At 43.2% G+C, this 18670-nt stretch carries 19 protein-coding genes; 8 read left to right on the forward strand and 11 right to left on the reverse strand.

Going from position 1 to position 18670, the window contains the following annotated elements:
* Positions 1-205: 205 nt before the first annotated feature.
* A complete protein-coding gene (locus IM507_RS09910) occupies positions 206-739 on the reverse strand; it encodes a retropepsin-like aspartic protease family protein (RefSeq protein WP_123231052.1) in 534 nt (177 codons plus the stop codon).
* 83 nt (positions 740-822) lie between these two features.
* Positions 823-1164: a histidine triad nucleotide-binding protein gene (locus IM507_RS09915; protein WP_123231053.1), complete on the reverse strand. Its 342-nt coding sequence runs from the start codon at positions 1162-1164 to the stop codon at positions 823-825.
* A 181-nt stretch (positions 1165-1345) separates the two neighbouring features.
* On the opposite strand from IM507_RS09915, the gene IM507_RS09920 reads away from it, so the two are divergent.
* On the forward strand, positions 1346-2872 hold the full coding sequence (locus IM507_RS09920; RefSeq protein WP_123231054.1) for a YifB family Mg chelatase-like AAA ATPase: 1527 nt from the start codon (positions 1346-1348) through the stop codon (positions 2870-2872).
* Between the two features lie 156 nt (positions 2873-3028).
* On the opposite strand, the gene IM507_RS09925 is transcribed toward IM507_RS09920, so the two are convergent.
* Positions 3029-4333: a hypothetical protein gene (locus IM507_RS09925; RefSeq protein WP_002739648.1), complete on the reverse strand. Its 1305-nt coding sequence runs from the start codon at positions 4331-4333 to the stop codon at positions 3029-3031.
* 198 nt (positions 4334-4531) lie between these two features.
* Between IM507_RS09925 and IM507_RS09930 the strand changes: the two genes are divergently transcribed.
* Entirely contained in the window at positions 4532-4960 is a 429-nt protein-coding gene (locus IM507_RS09930) for a hypothetical protein (RefSeq protein WP_002740194.1), read from the forward strand.
* A gap of 21 nt (positions 4961-4981) precedes the next feature.
* Here IM507_RS09930 and IM507_RS09935 read toward each other — a convergent pair whose 3' ends face one another.
* The 3 genes from IM507_RS09935 to IM507_RS09945 form a co-directional block, all read right to left on the reverse strand.
* A complete protein-coding gene (locus IM507_RS09935; protein ID WP_123231089.1) occupies positions 4982-5566 on the reverse strand; it encodes a pseudouridine synthase in 585 nt (194 codons plus the stop codon).
* Between the two features lie 194 nt (positions 5567-5760).
* Positions 5761-6549 (reverse strand): ABC transporter permease, encoded by a 789-nt coding sequence (locus IM507_RS09940; RefSeq protein WP_002739916.1) that lies wholly within the window; start codon positions 6547-6549, stop codon positions 5761-5763.
* Positions 6550-6873: 324 nt separating this feature from the next.
* Positions 6874-8181 carry a hemolysin family protein gene (locus tag IM507_RS09945; protein ID WP_130757402.1) on the reverse strand — a complete coding sequence of 436 codons (1308 nt, stop codon included), beginning with the start codon at positions 8179-8181 and terminating at the stop codon, positions 6874-6876.
* A 268-nt stretch (positions 8182-8449) separates the two neighbouring features.
* Here IM507_RS09945 and IM507_RS09950 point away from each other — a divergent pair, with 268 nt between their 5' ends.
* From IM507_RS09950 to IM507_RS09960, 3 genes are all read left to right on the forward strand, one after another.
* Complete coding sequence (locus tag IM507_RS09950; RefSeq protein WP_287636946.1) at positions 8450-9934, forward strand: polysaccharide deacetylase family protein; 1485 nt, start codon at positions 8450-8452, stop codon at positions 9932-9934.
* A 340-nt stretch (positions 9935-10274) separates the two neighbouring features.
* Positions 10275-10742, forward strand: coding sequence for a cobalamin biosynthesis protein (locus IM507_RS09955; protein WP_287636950.1), 468 nt, complete (start codon positions 10275-10277; stop codon positions 10740-10742).
* On the forward strand, positions 10735-11910 hold the full coding sequence (locus tag IM507_RS09960) for a lipid-A-disaccharide synthase-related protein (protein ID WP_024968671.1): 1176 nt from the start codon (positions 10735-10737) through the stop codon (positions 11908-11910). Before IM507_RS09955 ends, IM507_RS09960 begins: the two co-directional genes overlap by 8 nt.
* A gap of 144 nt (positions 11911-12054) precedes the next feature.
* Here the strand turns inward: IM507_RS09960 and IM507_RS09965 are convergent, their stop codons facing one another.
* Complete coding sequence (locus IM507_RS09965) at positions 12055-12903, reverse strand: alpha/beta fold hydrolase (protein ID WP_287636947.1); 849 nt, start codon at positions 12901-12903, stop codon at positions 12055-12057.
* A 58-nt stretch (positions 12904-12961) separates the two neighbouring features.
* On the opposite strand from IM507_RS09965, the gene IM507_RS09970 reads away from it, so the two are divergent.
* Positions 12962-13855, forward strand: coding sequence for an alpha/beta fold hydrolase (locus tag IM507_RS09970; RefSeq protein ID WP_123231055.1), 894 nt, complete (start codon positions 12962-12964; stop codon positions 13853-13855).
* 16 nt (positions 13856-13871) lie between these two features.
* Here the strand turns inward: IM507_RS09970 and aroH are convergent, their stop codons facing one another.
* Positions 13872-14273 (reverse strand): chorismate mutase, encoded by a 402-nt coding sequence (gene aroH, locus IM507_RS09975; RefSeq protein WP_287636951.1) that lies wholly within the window; start codon positions 14271-14273, stop codon positions 13872-13874.
* Between the two features lie 68 nt (positions 14274-14341).
* The gene (gene sppA, locus IM507_RS09980; protein ID WP_004163622.1) at positions 14342-15163 is read right to left on the reverse strand and encodes a signal peptide peptidase SppA; all 822 of its coding nucleotides are present in this window, start codon (positions 15161-15163) and stop codon (positions 14342-14344) included.
* A 166-nt stretch (positions 15164-15329) separates the two neighbouring features.
* On the opposite strand from sppA, the gene IM507_RS09985 reads away from it, so the two are divergent.
* Positions 15330-15602, forward strand: coding sequence for a DUF4160 domain-containing protein (locus IM507_RS09985; RefSeq protein ID WP_223211069.1), 273 nt, complete (start codon positions 15330-15332; stop codon positions 15600-15602).
* Positions 15603-15604: 2 nt separating this feature from the next.
* Positions 15605-16450, forward strand: coding sequence for a DUF2442 domain-containing protein (locus IM507_RS09990; RefSeq protein ID WP_190537604.1), 846 nt, complete (start codon positions 15605-15607; stop codon positions 16448-16450).
* Positions 16451-16454: 4 nt separating this feature from the next.
* Here the strand turns inward: IM507_RS09990 and ligA are convergent, their stop codons facing one another.
* Positions 16455-18464 (reverse strand): NAD-dependent DNA ligase LigA, encoded by a 2010-nt coding sequence (gene ligA, locus IM507_RS09995; protein WP_123231057.1) that lies wholly within the window; start codon positions 18462-18464, stop codon positions 16455-16457.
* A gap of 14 nt (positions 18465-18478) precedes the next feature.
* Positions 18479-18670: Uma2 family endonuclease (locus IM507_RS10000; protein WP_272071905.1), on the reverse strand; the 192-nt coding region annotated here is incomplete at its 5' end.

Raw genomic sequence — 18670 nt, forward strand, 5'->3', positions numbered from 1 at the left:
ACCCTTATCCTGACTTGATTTCAGTTTTTTCTTTGTTTTGTAAGGGTGTCAACAAGGAATATTACAAATTGTTAACCGAGTCTTGAAAGCCTTGTGCTACAAAGGTTTGAAATGTTAAGAAAGATGTGACTAAAGGACAGATCAAGGGGGGCAGGGGGGATCGAACCTAAAATCCATTTTTAATTTAATTATAACCAGCTACTTATCAACGATAACGTAATTCAATCACATCTTTTTTGATCGTGACATCATAGGAACCAAAAAAGGTTTGTCCCAAGAGTCCTAACCCTTTCATTTGGGGAGAAATATTAACAATCTGATTATATAAAGTCATCTCGCCAGCTTTAACAAAATTAATGCGACCAAGATAACCAGTAACGACACCGCCGGCGGTATTATTGATTACTTTCCTTTCCCGTTTGACTTTCATCGCTTTCGCCATGGCATCGGTGAGGACGATGCCACTAGCACCTGTATCAAAAAGCATTTCATAGGAGTGACGGTGATTAAAAACTACCATCACCGTGGGAATGCCTTTAACCCGGCGTTGAATCGGTAGCTGATAAACTTGCGGGGAATTTTTCCTATTTCTAGATGAACCGCCACAGAGACGGCTAAGATCTATGTGTTGTCCATCTGCTCTTTGGAGAAAGCATTCCGATTGAGCGAGAGTCGTGGGGGTGAAGGGAAATAAGAGCAGGGTGCTGGACAAAGCGATCGCAGAAAGAGACCTATTCATGGGTTTAACATCGAGAAGACCGACTCAGGAAAAAAACGCTTCTAGCTCTATAATTCCCCAAAAATGCGGGAAAATAAGAGGGTTTAACCCGGAGGCCAGTCCATTGGGCGATCGCCCAAAAGATGGACATGAAGATGATCGACGGTTTGACCTCCATGTTCCCCATTATTGATCACCACGCGATAACCTTGACTTAATTTGGCTTCGGCGGCCACTTTTTTAACAGTTAGTAACAAATGTCCCAATAAATCTCGATCGCTTTCGCTGGCTTCCTCTAGTTTCGGAATCGGTTTTTTGGGGATAATGAGGATATGGGTGGGTGCTTGGGGATTAACATCTCGAAAAGCGAGAACCAGATCATCTTCATAAACGATCGAGGCGGGAATTTCTTTCCGGATAATTTTGCTAAAAATAGTCTCGCTCATAGACAAATTGCTTTTTTTTTCAACTATACCATTAAGCTCTCAGCTTTTCTGGCTAGTTTATACCGAGAAATAGGCTGATTTTCAGGTTAAATTCCCAGATAAAATCATTTTTATGCGGAAAACTAGCCTAACATCCTGTTTCATTTTCCTAAGAACTCACTTTATTTTTACTTGAGCCAAAATGTTAGCAAGGGTTTGGAGTGCGGCAATTATCGGCATCGATGCCATTAAAATCGGGGTAGAGGTGGATGTATCGGGAGGATTACCCGGAATTGCCGTGGTGGGTTTACCCGATACCGCCGTGCAGGAGTCGAAAGAAAGGGTAAAAGCTTCCCTAAAAAATGCCGGATTTGCTTTTCCCATCCGCAAAATTGTCATCAATTTAAGTCCTGCCGATATCCGCAAAGAGGGTCCAATTTATGATTTACCGATTAGTATCGGCATTTTAGGGGCTTCCGAACAGGTAGAAGCCGATTTATTGGGGGATTTTCTCTTTTTAGGTGAATTATCCCTCGATGGTAGTTTGCGTCCCGTGGCGGGGGTTTTACCCATTGCTGCCGCTGCCGAAAAAATGGGGATTAAGGGTTTAGTGGTTCCCGCCGATAATGCCAAAGAAGCGGCCGTGGTCAAAGGCGTACAAGTGTATGGGTTTCGTCATCTATCGGAAGTGGTAAATTTCTTAAATGAACCCGATCGCCATTCACCGATGACTTTTAACGCTGCTGAGGAATTTGGGCGATCGCGGGTAAATCTTCCCGATCTCAAGGATGTTAAAGGTCAAGCAATTGGCCGTCGGGCCCTGGAAATTGCCGCAGCTGGAGGTCATAACCTAATTTTTGTCGGGCCACCGGGTAGCGGTAAAACCATGTTAGCGCGACGTTTACCCGGAATTCTGCCCCAGCTTACCTTTGCCGAATCCCTAGAAGTCTCCCAGATTCATTCCGTCGCTGGATTACTGAAAGATCGAGGTTCCCTGGTGCGCGAGCGTCCTTTTCGCAGTCCCCATCACTCCGCTTCCGGAGCGGCGCTGGTGGGAGGTGGCACTTATCCCCGACCGGGAGAAATCTCCCTTTCCCACCGTGGTATTTTATTTTTGGACGAATTAACGGAATTTAAGCGCAGTGTCTTGGAATATCTCCGACAACCCCTAGAGGATGGTTATGTGAGCATTTCTCGCACTCGTCTTTCCGTCGCTTTTCCGGCCCGTTTTACCTTGGTGGCCAGTACCAATCCCTGTCCCTGTGGTTATTACGGCGATTCGGTGCAACCCTGCAGCTGTTCACCGCGACAACGGGAACAATATTGGGCGAAATTATCGGGGCCGCTTTTAGACCGTATTGACCTACAAGTGACGGTAAATCGCCTGAAACCGGAAGAAATGACCCAAGAGAGTCGGGGAGAAGCTTCTGAGCAAGTGCGGCAACGGGTACAAGGGGCCCGGCAAAAGGCCAGCGATCGCTTTCAGAATACGGGGATTCGCTCTAATGCGGAGATGAATTCCGAGCATTTGCGGCGTTTTTGCGCTCTTGATCAGAGCAGTCGCCATATTTTAGAAGGGGCAATCCGAAAATTGGGTTTATCGGCCCGAGCAATGGATCGCATTCTCAAAGTTGCCCGCACCATTGCCGATTTAGGAGATAGTGAAATGCTGAAAAGTTCCCACGTTGCCGAAGCAATTCAGTATCGCACTCTCGATCGTTTAAGCTAGGGTTTGCGGCAAAAAGTTTGTTGGTGGGGTTAGGAGTCAGGAGTCTGGGGAGTCAGTGCTGATGAAAAAATTTTCACCACCACAGATGAAAGAGGTTTCTTTCCCCACACCCCACACCCCACACCCTACACCCTACACCCTCTTTCAAGTCAGGAGTCAAGAATCGGGGGATTCTAAGCGTTTTTGCCATTCTTGATCGATTTTATCGGAGCGCTCGATCTCTTGTTCGAGATAGTCTTGATCGGTAGAATAACTAATATCAGCATCTGTAATCACTTTTTGGTCAGCAAATTGACGAGAGTAGTCCAGTTTTTGCTCCAATTCAGGATTACTTTGGGCTAATAAATCTGCTCTTTTTTCTCGCTGTTGATTGCGTTGATTAACCCGCTCATTTCTCCACTGTAAAAAGAAATAACGACCGAGGGGAATCCCCAAAAAAGCACCGGCATAACTGAGGAGAAAACCGTAGATTCCTGTGACTATTGACCCCAGAGAACCGCTCAAATCCACACTATCACTGTTGAGCAAAGATCCTAAAACTAAAGCGAGGATAAAGTTAACCACCCCTAAACCTAAAGCTAGGATAATTTGACCGCTATCTGCTTCGCTAAACTTCCAGCGTTTTTCCTTTAGATAGGGGGAAACTGTTTGTAATTTTCTCTCTTTGGTTGTCACCTGTAGATCAGGAAAATAATAGATAATATCGCCTCGATCGGATACTTGCGGCAATCCATTAAAGCGAGTTAAAACTGGTAGTATATAATCTTCTGTCTCCTCATGACTGGGGGTAATACTATCGAGATAGGGGGCAATTTGTGGAGCGATAATCGAGCCACGATTATTTTGAATTACTTTACCGATAATTTGCCAGCGTCTCTCCTCTAAATTAAAATTAGGATCGCCATCGCCAAAAAGAAAAGAAAAAACTGCCTCGAGAAAATTCATCTTACTAGGGGGTTTGTCTGCCTTAACTTCCCGATCTCTTCTTTCGTAGTAGTTATTACCAAAATCGGGATAAAAAATCCAGAAAAAGTCCGTGGGAAAGAAGTTAATATTAATGTTATTATTTCCCGAATTGTTATCCGAGTCACTATCTTTAAACATTAAGCCGATCAGGATCGCTAGGATAGCCAGCAACAGGATTAAAATCGAAATAATTAAAACAATGCCGAAGGAAATGCGAATAACATAAAAAACTACTTTCCAGATTTTACTCCCGAAAGCTTTTAACTGCAATTGCCAATATTTATTCAGAAGAATCGACCGAAAATTTTCGGGGAAAAGATAGATAATCTCCCCCGTATCTGCTACCTGTAAATGTCCCCCCGCTTCCGCAGCTAAAGCTAATAATCCCTGTTGTGCAGCGTTAATCTCTAAACCCGATTTTGCCGCCACATCACCCACCGTAACCCGATAGCCTAATTTTTCGATCGATTGTAATAGAGACTCTTGGGGATTCATAGAAAATACTGTTCCTGTCGATTATCCTATTTTCTAGTGTAGTTTTGATTTTGTCTTTTTGGTGGCGGCTATCTTGATTGACAGGTGCGGCATTTTGGACTCGATCGAGAAAATATCGTTATAATTGTTCCAATAGTCGCAAAAAGCAGGGCTAAACTGTATAAATAGTTACTTTATAAGCAATTATCAGAGGTGAGCATGAATGCGTCGGAACAGGCAAAAGGATTAGAATTAACGGCGAAGATCGCCACACTCGTCAACCTGTTTAAACAACAATTCCCCGATGCAAAGGCAGATCTGAAACCTTGGCGCAACGATCCCCACACAAGGGAGTTAACGGATCCCGACTCGATCGATATCGCTTTTCATTTTCCCGGTTGGAGTCCCAGAATTCAAGGGCGCAGTATTCTGGTACAAATTCGTTTTCATCTCGATAGCGAGGATCAGCATCAGCGTTTGATTGGCTTAGAAATGCAGGCTTTTAACCATCAAGGAACCGCTTGGCGACTATCTACGGTGGAAAATTGGCAATTAGTCGGCAATTATCAACCCTCTCCTAAGGTGGCTGATAAGTTAAAATATTTCAGCCGGCAGGTGTTTGAAGTTTTTAAAAATGAGCATCTATAGCTGATTTATCAATAATTTAATCTACAATTTTTCTAAGGCTTTTCTCTCTTTTTCAGTCACTTCTCGCCATTGATTGGGTTGTAATCCTGTTAAGCATAATTTATTGTTTTTGTCAATAGTAATGGCGGTTCTAATTAATCTTAAAGTGGGATAACCAACGGCAGCCGTCATCCGTCTTACCTGACGATTTCTTCCCTCAGTTAAGGTAATTTCTAACCAAGCGGTGGGAACAGATTTTCGATAACGAATCGGTGGCTCTCTGGGGGGTAAATCTGGTTCAAAATCTAGTAAATTAACTATTGCCGGTCGAGTGCGATAATCCTGAATAGGAAGACCTTGACGCAATTTTTCTAAAGCGTTTAGGTCTGGAATTCTTTCGACTTGTACCCAATAGGTGCGCGGATGAGCAAATTGACGATGACCTAAACGATGCTGTAATTGACCGTTATCTGTGAGTAATAATAATCCCTCGCTATCCCTATCTAAACGACCGACAGAATAGATATTCGGTATGGGAATATAATCTTTTAAAGTCGAGCGCCCATTTTCATCAGTAAACTGACATAATACATCGTAGGGTTTATAAAAAAGGATATATTTATTCAAGGGAAAAAGGAGTCGGGAGATAGGAGTCAGGAGATAGGAGTCAGGAGTCAGGAGATAAGTAGTCGTGTAAAATAAATTTCCTAGTGAAGATAGGCAAAAGGCAAGAGGCAAAAGGCAAGAGGTAGTTAGATATGTTTAATTAATTTTGCCTGGGTACTTAACTGATAACTGATAACTGATAACTGATTACTGATTTAATCCCGTTGATGGGAGAATTGATAAGCACCCACAATCGAGAGAAGAATAGCGACGATTAACAAAATGGGGATAGCGAACCAAGGGAATTGATTAATATCGTAGGCTGCGGCTCTTAATCCCAGACTAGCATAGGTGAGGGGTAAGGAATAAACAATAATTTTTAATGGCCAGGGTAAGGTTTGGGGATCGAAAAAAGTTGCTCCTAAAAAAGACATCGGCACGATTAAAAAGTTATTATACAGACTGACACTTTCGAGGGATGTAACTCGCAATCCGACAATTGCCCCTAAACCGGCAAAGACGGCACAATTTAAGATTAAAACTAATAAAAAGAGGGGATTGAGAAAACTGGCAAATTTTCCTGTAAATAAGATAGCAATGAGAATCACCGATGCAGAAGTCATTACACCGCGCAAAATTCCCGCGAAAACTTTGCCTAAAAATAATGAGAGAGGATGGACGGGAAGTAATAATAATTCCTCGAAGGTTTTACTAAATAAGCGATCGCCACAGATGGAAAAGGTGGTTCCCCCGAAACTGATCGCCATTGAGGACAGGGCCACCATTCCGGGTAAAATAAATTCTAGATAAGAATCGCCGATCGAGGGTTTCATCGAGCGATCGAGGGCACTTCCCAACCCCAACCCGAAACCGATAATATAGATTAGGGGAGAAACTAGACCGGTGGCGGCGATCTGAAGGACTCTCGCCCGTAAATCTAGCCATTCTCCCCAAAATACGGTTAAAGTGTCTGTTAATATCGTCTGAGCTTGAGCTAGTTTCACTGGTATTTTGGTTAATTAGTAAATATACTTTTAATAATAATTAACAATTGTCCCCTTTTTCAAGAGCGAGCTTTTCGGACTAGAAAAATAATCATCCTAAATCCGTTGAGCATGATGCTACTTAGGGTTTGTGGCAAAATTGGCTAATGACTTGGCCGCTCAAGCTTGCAAAAATAGTCCCTTCGGGTGCATCTCATCAGCTGTTAGGTGTTATATAGCGTTTTTCCGTCTGCTGAGGTACAAAAGTTATGGGTTTTAGGCAAAAGGGAAGAAAAATAGGCGTACCTCACCAGCTTAGGAAACGCTATATAACCAGCTACTTACTTACAAATCATCCAACAAGAGCGTTACTAACACCTTATCGACGCGATTACCGTCCATATCCACCACTTCCAAACGCAACCTTTGCCATTCAAAATGATCGGCAGCCCCCGGAATCCTACCAAGATGGGTAATAATAAAACCCCCTAAAGTGTGATAATTGCCCTGTTTTTCCCCCGGTAATTCACTGATTTCAAATAATTCTTTAAAATCTTCGATCGCCACTGTGCCATCAATCAACCAAGAACCATCTTCCCGCTGCACGATCTGTGCATCTTCAATATTATCTAATTGGGGTAAATCGCCGACAATTGCCTCTAAAATATCCTGGCGCGTCACCAATCCTTGAATCACCCCGTACTCATCCACTACCAAGGCAATATGATGACCACTTTGCTGCACTAATTCTAAAACCTTTAAACCCCTAGTGCTTTCCGGCACAAAAAGCGGCTGCTGTAAATCCTTCGTTAGGTCGAAACTTTCACCGGTTAAACAATCGGCCAATAAGTCTGTGACTTCAATTACCCCCAAAACCTCATCTAAACTGCCCTGACACACAGGAAAACGGGTATGATTGCTCTCAATTAGCTTCTGGCGATTAATTTCGGCACTATCTTCCAAATCTAACCAAACAACATCCGGACGCGTGGTCATAATCTGACTTACTCGGCGATCGCTCAATCCTAACACCCTTTCCACCATATCCTGTTCTGCTTCCTCAAAGGTTCCCGCTTCGGTTCCCTGTTTAAGCATAATTTTCAATTCTTCTTCCGTAATTGGGGAATCATTATTATTACCGCTAATCCCCAACAAACCGAGAATCAGATTAGTCGATTTACTCAAAAGATGGACAACGGGCGAAACAATTTTTGATAACCTGTCGAGAGGATTAGCAACAAGGATAGCGATTTTTTCTGGATTACTTAAACCTAAGCGTTTCGGCACTAATTCCCCCACCACTAGGGATAGATAGGTAATAATTAACACCACTAATCCTAATCCCAAAGCTTGACTATAGGGGGCTAAAACAGGAACTTGCGCCAATAATTGCGCCACACTGACCGATAAATTAGCCCCTCCGTAGGCCCCAGCAAAGATACCCACGAGGGTAATGCCAATCTGCACCGTCGATAAAATTTGATTGGGATCATTGGCCAATTTTAAGGCCACCGCCGCCCGTCGATCATCTCTGGCTAATTGTTCCAAACGGATTTTGCGGGCCGAGACAATGGCAATTTCCGAGAGAGCAAAGACTCCATTGAGGAGGATGAGGAAGAAGATAACAAGAATTTCGGTAGTCGCCGAGAACATGGTTAAAGGTTACAGGTAAAAGGGCGGATAGTTGTTTGTATCATAGTGCGAGGATCGGTTAAGTTCAGTAAAGAATCATCTTGATTTTTAACGAGTTACGAAGGCTTGTGTCTGGAGGGGGTTACTCCCAGTATAAATGGGATAGGATCAAGTCCGCACTCTTAGCTCAGTTAGCAGTGAACAGTCAGGAGTGACCTGTTGCCAGTAAAAAAAAGTTGTCCCTGGGAGAGTGGGGACAAACTATCTCAATCTATTCGCCTGAAAAATTATGATCGCTACACCCGTATCATCGAAATCGAACCCTATCACGGAAATACGCCCCGGACTACCAACTATTTGCGGTTGGGAACAGGAAATCGCAGCGATTGTTAATCACGATGATCCGATCTTTTTACCGACAACAAATCTCAAATTAGACAATATTAAGGCTGGTTTTGCCTGTGCCTTGCATATGCACCAACCCACTATCCCGGCGGGTGTTAACGGGGAATTAATCTGCAATCTCCAGCATATGTTCGAAAATCAGGGGGATGGTGATAACCACAATGCCAGCGTTTTTGCCTGGTGTTACAGTCGCATGGGCGATTTTATCCCGGAATTGGTGGCGGAAGGCTGTAATCCCCGGATTATGCTCGATTATTCCGGCAATCTCCTCTGGGGTTTGGTGCAGATGGGACGGCAGGATATCCTCGATAAACTCAAATTAATCACCTGTAACAGTCAATATCAACCCTATGTGGAATGGTTGGGGACGATGTGGAGTCACGCGGTGGCTCCTTCCACACCGATTCCTGATCTAAAATTACAGATGCAAGCATGGCAAACCTATTTTGCCTCGATTTTTGGCGTGGATGCTCTAAAACGAGTCAAAGGGTTCTCTCCCCCGGAAATGCACCTTCCTAATCATCCCGATACCCTCTACGAGTATATTAAAGCTCTGAAAGAATGCGGCTATCGTTGGTTATTGGTACAGGAACATTCGGTGGAAAATCTCGACGGTTCGGGATTGAGTCAGGAACAAAAATATATTCCTAATCGCCTGGTGGCCCGTAATTCTCGCGGTGAAGTGATTGCGATTACTGCTTTGATTAAAACCCAGGGTTCCGACACCAAATTAGTCGCCCAAATGCAACCCTACCACGAGGCTAAATGCCGCAGTAAACAGCAAATCGGCGGCGTTTGGGTTCCTTCCTTAGGTTCCCAGATTGCCGACGGTGAAAATGGTGGCGTGATGATGAATGAATTTCCTCGCGATTTTCCCAATCCTTGGCGGGAAATGCAGGGGGGTTCCAGTGTGGCAGGATTTAACGGTACGGAATATCTGGAGTTAATCGAGGCTGCTGGCGTTAATCCCCAAGATTATCCGGCAATTCAAGCCGTACACCAGCATAAAATCTGGCAGCGAGTTAATCCGGATGCCGCTACCCCAGAAGCGGTAGAACAGGCGATCGCTGAGTTAAAACAGACCGACCACCGTTTTAGCATGGATGGGGCCTCTTGGACAAATGATCTCAGTTGGGTGCGCGGTTACGAAAATGTCCTCGAACCGATGAACCAATTAAGCGCTCAATTCCACGAGAAATATGATCCTTTAGTACAGGCGGATCCTAGCTTCACCCGACGACCGGATTATCTGGAGGCACTACTTTATAATTTGCTCGTGCAAACCAGTTGTTTCCGTTATTGGGGCCAGGGTACTTGGACCGATTATGCCCGCACTTTGTACGAAAGAGGCGCGGCCCTAACCCGCTAGGATAGTAAGGTATCTAGGGCGCAGAATCTGCGCCCTATTAGCACAAGTGTATTAAACTAAATCCTGTTAAAAAGGTATCGGGGAGCGGCGAGAAACAATCCATCTTCCTTACATTAATTTACGAACCCTCTCTTATACTAAATCCGTTGAGTAACGCACAGAAAACGGGTTTCTCCGAGAAACCCGTTTTCTACTCATGCAAAGGGCAAAACGGAGAATAAATAATCAGTTTTTAATAACTGGATTTAGTATTAAATGTTTTTTAGCTTACCAAACAGCCCCAAGGTGATTCTCCCCGTTGGCAACCCTAATCCCGCAACAATTAGAGGCAACACCGATGATGACTGGCGCTTCCCCTGCTTTCCACCCACCCGCCGATTCTTCTGGGGTAAAAGTGCAGTGCCATGGACGAGTATTATGGCTAGGCATAGGTTGCATCCGGGGCACGGAGAAAGCGGTCATAGATAGGGCAATTAGGGCTGTTTTTCAGCGTTATCACCTCTCTTTAGCCGCTATTGCTGGTATCGCCACCCTTGACATCAAAGCTGATGAACTGGGTTTAATTACCTACTGTCAGGAGAAAGGATTGCCCCTAAAAACCTTTACTGTCGAGGAGTTGAGAGATATTAATGTCCCCAATCCCTCAGCCATTGTCAACAAGCAAGGGGGAACCCCTAGCGTCGCTGAGGCTGCCGCTTTAAAAATGGGCGAGATTTTGCTAGTCAGCAAGCAAATAGAAGCAAAATCGGTGACGGTGGCAGTTTCTTTGGCAGCAAGGGAATATAGAGGATACGAAATCGATGCTTAAACAGGTTTTATTTCTTAGTAATGGTCATGGTGAGGATTTAAATGCTAGTTTAATTGTGGGAGAATTACAAAAAATTCAGCCCCAATTATCTATAGCTGCTTTGCCTTTAGTGGGAGAGGGAAAAGCTTATCAAAAATTGCCAGTACCCATTATTGCCCCCACTGCCACTATGCCATCGGGGGGAATTATTTATACCAATCCTTTTAATTGGATTAAAGATATTGGGGCGGGATTAATCGGTCTAACTATTAAACAAATTCAGGCAGCTTTTAAAGTTAGCAAGAATTGTGATTTATTGATAGCAGTGGGGGATATTGTGCCGATTGCGATCGCTCGTTTAACTGGTCGTCCTTTTGTGGCTTTTATTGTTTCTACTTCCAGTTATTACGAAGGTACAATTAAATTACCTTTACTGACAGAATTATGTTTAAGATCAGACAAGTGTTTAAGGGTTTTTACCAGAGATAAATATACAGCAACAGACCTACAAAATCGGGGTATTAAAAAAGCGATTTTTGCTGGTTATCCGATTATGGATGTCTTAACACCAACGGGTAAAGATTTAGAATTAGATAGTCAAATTCCCATGATTGCTTTATTAGCGGGGAGTCGTTTACCCGAAGCTTTGAGTAATTTAGCTTTACAGTTACAAGTCTGTGAGGAAATAGTTAAAATTAAACCGATGCAGTTTCGGGCTGCTATCATTCCTAGCATCAGAGAAACCGACTTAGAAAATTTGGCTAAACAAGAGGGATGGCATTATTTAGGAGCGGGAAAACTAGAGAAAAATGGGGCTTTATTGTGCTGTTATCGTGATGCTTTTGCCGATATTCTACACCATTGTGACGCTTGTTTAGCCATGGCGGGGACAGCAGTAGAACAAGCGGTAGGATTAGGAAAACCCGTCCTACAAATACCCGGATTTGGACCCCAATTTACCTACCCTTTTGCTGAGGCACAAATGCGCTTATTAGGGGAATCGGTGATAACTATTGGAAAGAAACCCACGGAGGTGAATTTATTTAAAAATGCTGCGGTTAAAATTGTCGATATTTTGGCAGATTCTCAGTATTTACATAGATGTTTAGAGAACGGTAAAATTAGAGTGGGAGAGTCTGGAGGTAGCAAGAATATTGCCGAAGAAATTTATATGAAATTAGGGTGTTAAGTAGCTAGTTATAATTAAATTAAAAATGGATTTTAGGTTTGATACCCCCTACCCCCCTTGATAAGGGGGGTATCTGAAAGTTTTTAATACCTACCTACTTAGGGCAGCGTAATCCAGCTTAAAATGAGCTCAATTACCTTCTAATTAAACATCGTCATTTTCCCGAACAGATAAAAACTCAGCCACCGCTTGATTAAAAGTTTCAGGTTCCCCTAAAAATGCCCAATGATTACCCGGTATCTTTTTAATCTCTAGAGAAGTTAAATACTTTTTATAGGATTGAATTTGCCAAGTAGTGCGATTTAATCCTTGTTGAGGAAGGATTAATAAACTGGGAATATCTAAAGCTTTAGTTAATCCAGCAAACCCCATGACATCCTCAAAAATTTCCCCGCGTGCCGATAAAGTAAATTTACTGCTCCAACTGCCATCCGCTTTTTGTTCAATGGCATTTTTAAACACCTCTTGCTGTAAATTTGACCAACCTTTATATTGTTTTAATTGACGAGCGATCGCTTCTATGCTCTGATAACTATCAAAGGAACGAGTAATCTTTAAAAAGGGCAAAACCTGATAGAGAATTGGAAAAGTTATCCTAATCCAACTAGGCATTTTATCGATAAAAAAGGGATCGACTAAAATTAAACTCTTAAATACTTCTGGCTGTTGAGTTGCCCAAATCGCCGCTATTTTAGCACTCCAAGAATGACCTAAAATATGTGCTTGCGTCCAACCTAAATGATTAATTAAAGCCCTTAAATCGCCGATATAATCCTGAAAGTGATAACCGGTTGTTGGTTTACCGCTTTCCCCATGTCCCCGCAAATCTGGGGCAATAACTTGATAATTTGAGCGTAAATAATCGCCCAAACTTGACCAAACCAGAGCATGATCCGCCATGCCGTGCAATAATAGTAGAGGCATACCTCGATCGCTCCATTGTAAATAGGAAATTTCCATCGAGTTATTGGTAAAAGTCTGGCGTTGTGGCATAAATTCTCGACTGATTTTTATTCTATAATTTAAATATCACTTAATAAAACTTCATACAATGGCACTACAATCGCCCCTCACTGCCACTAGCTTAGAGCAATTGTCTTGGACATGGCAAGGTCACACCATCCCCTACACTGTGCGGGGAGAAGGACAACCCCTAGTATTAATTCACGGTTTTGGGGCATCTATCGGTCATTGGCGCAAAAATATCCCCGTTTTAGCGGAAAATGGCTATCAAGTCTATGCCCTAGATCTCTTGGGATTTGGGGGTGCGGATAAGCCCGCTTTAGATTATAGTCTCAACCTTTGGCAGCGGCAAATACAAGACTTTTGGCGGGAAAAAATCGCAAAACCGACGGTATTTGTCGGTAATTCCATCGGGGGACTGATTGCCTTAATGCTGATGGCAGAATCTCCCGAAATCACTGCCGCAGGAGTAATTATCAACTGTGCGGGAGGATTAAACCATCGTCCCGAAGAATTAAATTTCCCCTTGCGTTTAATCATGGCTGCCTTTACCGGTTTAGTTAGTTCCCCCGTGACAGGAAAGTTTATTTTTGAACAGGTAAGACAGAAAAATCGCATCCGGAACACCTTAAAACAGGTTTATCGCGACCATACTGCGATTACCGAGGAATTAGTCGAAATTCTCTATCAACCCTCCTGTGATGCGGGTGCGTGGGGAGTGTTCGCATCGGTGTTGACAGCACCCCCTGGACCTTCTCCCCAGGAATTATTACCGCCAATCGATCGCCCTTTATTGGTACTCTGGGGAGAGGATGACCCTTGGACACCGATCGCTGGTTCGGTAATTTACCAAGAAAGAGCTAAAATGGGCAATAATACCCAATTTTATCCGATTGCCAAAGCTGGTCACTGTCCCCACGATGAACATCCCGAAAAAGTTAATCAATTAATTTTGAGTTGGCTGTCGGAAATGGCGATTTAGTCAGTTATGGAAGATTTTAGCGATTAATAGTTACTGGAGAAATCTGCCAATCGGGGCGAAGATTTTTCGCCCCCCGGAGATAGACGTGCTGCATTTCCCCTTGTAGTTTGGGAGTATTAACGTGGAGAATTACGCGAATACACTTTTCTAGACTACTAGCGACGTGCATCTGTTGCACATCGAGGAGGGGGACATTTTGCCAGTGGGGACGTTCGCGAGCGATAGCAGCGGGGAAAATCGCGTCTAAATCCTGAGTTGCCGTAAAGATAATACTAACAATATCATCGGGATCGAGACTATTGTGAATTTCGATCGCTTCGAGGAGTTCTGTCACTGCTTCTCGTATAGCTTCAATAGTATTAACCGTTACCGTCGTTGCTCCCCGAATGGCTCGAACCTTCCACTGCACGATTGTTATCCTCCGATAATCCTGATGAGTCAATTTTAGGGGTTAACGCGCCCTTTTTCTCGACTTTAATCTGGTCATCAGGGTCGGTATAACCACAATAGTTGTCCGTTAACTTCTAATTCAAATTCTAGACGCTGTAGGGTTTTTTGTAATCCTAGGGGTATTTGGGAACGATTGCCCGTCAGACGACTGAGCAGGGGTTTCGGTTCTTCGATAGTCTGACATTTAGTTTTATCTGGGGGTAATCCTGCCAATTCTAGCGCCCAAAGTCGGGCATCTTCCTCGGTTCCTAAGCGATCAACGACTCCTAATTCTAACGCCTGTTGACCGGTAAAAATGCGCCCATCGGCAAAACTTTTCACCTGATTGACATCTAAATTTCTCGCTCCGGCGACGGTTTGCAGAAATTGCTGATAACTGGTATCGATCATATCCTGGAGAATTCTTTCTTCTTCATCAGTTAATTCTCGATCGAAGGAGAGAATATCTTTATAAGGGCCAGATTTAATCACTTTAAACGAAACTCCCACCTTATCCAACAATCTTTCTAGATTGTTCCCCCTCAGGATAACACCGATCGAGCCGGTAATCGTGCCGGGGTTAGCCATAATATAATTAGCCCCCATACCGATATAAACGCCGCCAGAGGCGGAAATATTGCCAAAACTAGCGATTATTTTCGTGGTTTTTTGTAACCGCTTCAATGCTTCATAAATTTCCTGGGAATCCCCCACGGTTCCCCCGGGGGAGTCAATGCGGAGAAGTAGGGCGGGATATTGCCTTTCTTTGACGATTTCTAGGGCTTTTAAGACTCTTTGGCGGGTATCGGAGGCAATTGCACCTGTAATTTCTATTCGAGCGATTTGTTTGCGGGTTTTCGGTTTAAAAGGCCAGACCATCAGGTTTAAATATCTCTCAAAAAAGGACTCTCTCTAATCTAACGCTTTGATCGTTCTAGGTTAAGCAGACATTATATTTCAGAATTTAAGGACAAAATGTCTGGTTAAGTGTATAATGGCATTAAGTGACCAGAGTTGAGGTAGGCGAGGTGAACATTTGGGCAAGGTGGAATCCTTTAATTTAGATGGCTTAGATCTGTTTTTCAATTCTCACGATCATTTGCCACCTCATTTTCATGTTCGTAAACCGGGCCAATGGGAAATTAGAGTTTTTTTCTTACTTTGTAATCAAGAAAATGGTCTAAATTTTCAGGTGAAATGGCCCGCCAATGCCAAAATATCTAGTAAGGAAAAAAAGCAAATTCTTGACCACGTTTTAGCGAATCGTTCTGCGCTCCTGATTGAATGGGAGGCAAAAGTCTGTACGCAGGGGAATTAATCATGTTAAATAAGCCAGAAATTACTGTTATAATTGAGGATAAAGAAATTTATAATTTCTTGCCAGAGTTTCAATCTGTGCAGATTCTTTCTTTACCAGATTTAAAGAATATTGATTCTTTAAAAAACATCTTTATTTGTACTTCTTTGACCAGTTTAAAAGCAGTGTCAGATATTGCCAGAAATGCTAATGATAAACATCATCTGCGAGGTCTTTTTATCCGAGCAGACATTGATTCTATCTGGTTGCCGCAACTATTTAAACAGGCCAATTTACGCACCCTGCGAAATACCCTCGTTTATCGAGATTTTATTTTACCGACAAGGGTGATTAATGCTTGGATTTGGGGAGCGCAAGAGCATTTAATCGCCAGAGCTTTAGTTATTGGGGAAAGTTTATTAATCAGTCGCTGTGATCTCGATGAGCTAGAAATTCCCTTTGCATCTATGCCAGCTTTACAGCGTATTCCTCTAGAAGAAAGAGAGAAGTTTATTATAGCAGAAGATGGTAGTTATATTCATTGGCCAGTCGTGGACATTCATCTTGATATAGAGGCTTTTTTGAGTGTGATTGAACCAGTAGCAAAACAAAAGTTTGCAGCGATTAAATTAAAACATGATCAGATTTTTGGTCGAGCGATTGCCTCTTTACGCAAACAGCATCAACTGCGACAATCAGATATTATAGGAGTATCCGAGCGTCAAGTGAGACGCATTGAACAGGGAGAAGGAACAAAGGTAGAAACCCTTAATTTATTTGCCCAAGCTCACAAAATGGAACTTAATGATTATCTTGATGCTGTTGCTGGGTTAATCGATAATACTTCAGTAGATTTGCTCCAGTCTTAAGCTTTTAACCCTTGATTAATTCGAGTAATTGTGCTTCGGTTAGCTGAGTAATGCCCAATTCTAGGGCTTTTTCTAGCTTAGAACCCGCCGCTTCTCCTAGCACTAAATAATCAGTTTTTTTGCTGACAGAACCCGTCACTTTCCCCCCGGCTTTTTCGATTAATTCTTTCGCTTCCTCCCGTTTGAGAGTTGGTAAAGTGCCAGTAATGACAAAGGTTTTCCCTGCTAAAGTCGCTTTTGTGGTGGTGGTTTTTGCTGCTGCGGCAAATTGTAAACCCGCTGCCTGTAATTTAGCGACTAAATCCCGATTAGCCTCGATTTTAAACCAATCATAGACCGATTGAGCGATTTCTTCACCGATACCATAAACAGAGGCTAAATTAGTCACGCTGGCGTTAGCTAACTCCTCCACTGTCCGAAAACTTTCGGCGAGAATTTTGGCGTTAACGCTGCCCACATAGCGAATTCCTAGCCCATAAAGTACCCTCGACCAGCTTTGATTTTTGCTCTGAGCCATAGCTGTAATCAAATTTAAGGCGGATTTATCGCCCATTCGGTCTAATTTGGCAATTTCCGTTTTTTCGAGGCTGTAGAGGTCAGAAATAGCGGTAACTAATCCCTGTTCAATCAGCAAAATTACCACTTTTTCCCCTAATCCCCGGATATCGAGAGCATCGCGACTGGCCCAATGTACTACACTTCCCCGCAAAATCGCCGGACAGGAACTATTGACACAGCGCGTCACCGCTTCCCCCACCGGACGGACTAGGGGAGATTGACATTCAGGGCAATTAGTGGGCATCTGAAAGGGTAAGGTGTGGCTAGGACGCAATTCTGGCAGGATTCTCACCACTTCCGGGATAATTTCCCCCGCTTTGCGGATAATTACCGTGTCACCGACGCGGATATCTAATTCGGCCACTCGATCGCTATTATGTAAAGTAGCCCTTTGTACGGTGGTTCCTGCTACCTGTACCGGTTCCATCACCGCCATGGGTGTGACTGCGCCGGTGCGTCCCACATTGACGATAATATCTTTAACTACCGTGGGGACCTCTTCGGCTGGATATTTTAAAGCGATGGCCCACCGGGGGAATTTTTGAGTGAATCCTAAGCGATTTTGTCGCTGTAAATCGTTGATTTTGACTACGACACCATCGGTCATGTAGGCTAATTGATGACGTTTTTCTTGCCAATCTTGATAGTATTGCGCCACTTCTTGCAGGGATGGACAGAGTTGACGGTGGGGATTAACCAGAAATCCCATGGTTTCTAATCTATCTAAGGATTGCCATTGAGTAGTGATATTGTTATCGTCTAAATGCAGGGTATAGGCAAAAAATTGTAAGCGTCTTTTATCAACTATTTTCGGATCTAATTGTCGTAGGGTTCCTGCTGCCGCATTGCGGGGATTAGCAAAGAGAGATTCCCTTTTTTCTTCTCTTTCTTGATTGATTTTATCGAAGGTATCGAGGGGTAAAAAGGCTTCACCGCGCACTTCCACAATTGCTGGGGGATTATCTATATTTAAGCGTAAAGGAATAGAGCGAATTGTCCGCACATTGGGGGTAATATCTTCGCCATTGACTCCATCCCCTCTAGTAACACCTCTGACTAAAAAGCCGTTTTCGTAGGTTAAAGCTAACGCGGAACCATCGATTTTTAATTCACACACATATTCCGTGTCTTGGGTTTCATTTACATATCTTTGCCAACGGTTGCCCCATTTATTTAATTCTTCGAGGTTAAAGGCATTTTCGAGACTATACAGGGGAATATTATGACGAACAGAAACGAATTGACTAGAGATTTTATCCCCGACTCTTTGGGTGGGACTATCGGGGGTGATTAATTGGGGATAACGCTTTTCTATGTCTTCTAACTCCCGATAAAGTTGATCATAAACGCTATCGGATATAAAAGGATCATCAAGAACATAATAAGCATAACTGGCCCTTTGTAGTTCTGTTTTTAATTGTTGGCAGCGTTGTTGGATTTCTAAGGGGATAGTCATAATCGTTAATAATGCTACTGGGCAAAAACCATTTGAGGAGTTAATTTTAAACTGGGAAATGTTATCGATATTATCCTATCTTCGTTGTTAAATTCTGCCAGTTCATAAAATCCCGAAATTAGGTTTAAAACCGATATTTTTAGGGCAATAGGATCGATAATCCAGTATTCAGGAATGCCTCTCACTGCGTATTCTGAACGTTTATA

Source organism: Microcystis sp. M20BS1 (genome assembly GCF_020245305.1).
Taxonomy (GTDB): Bacteria; Cyanobacteriota; Cyanobacteriia; order Cyanobacteriales; family Microcystaceae; genus Microcystis; species Microcystis ichthyoblabe_A.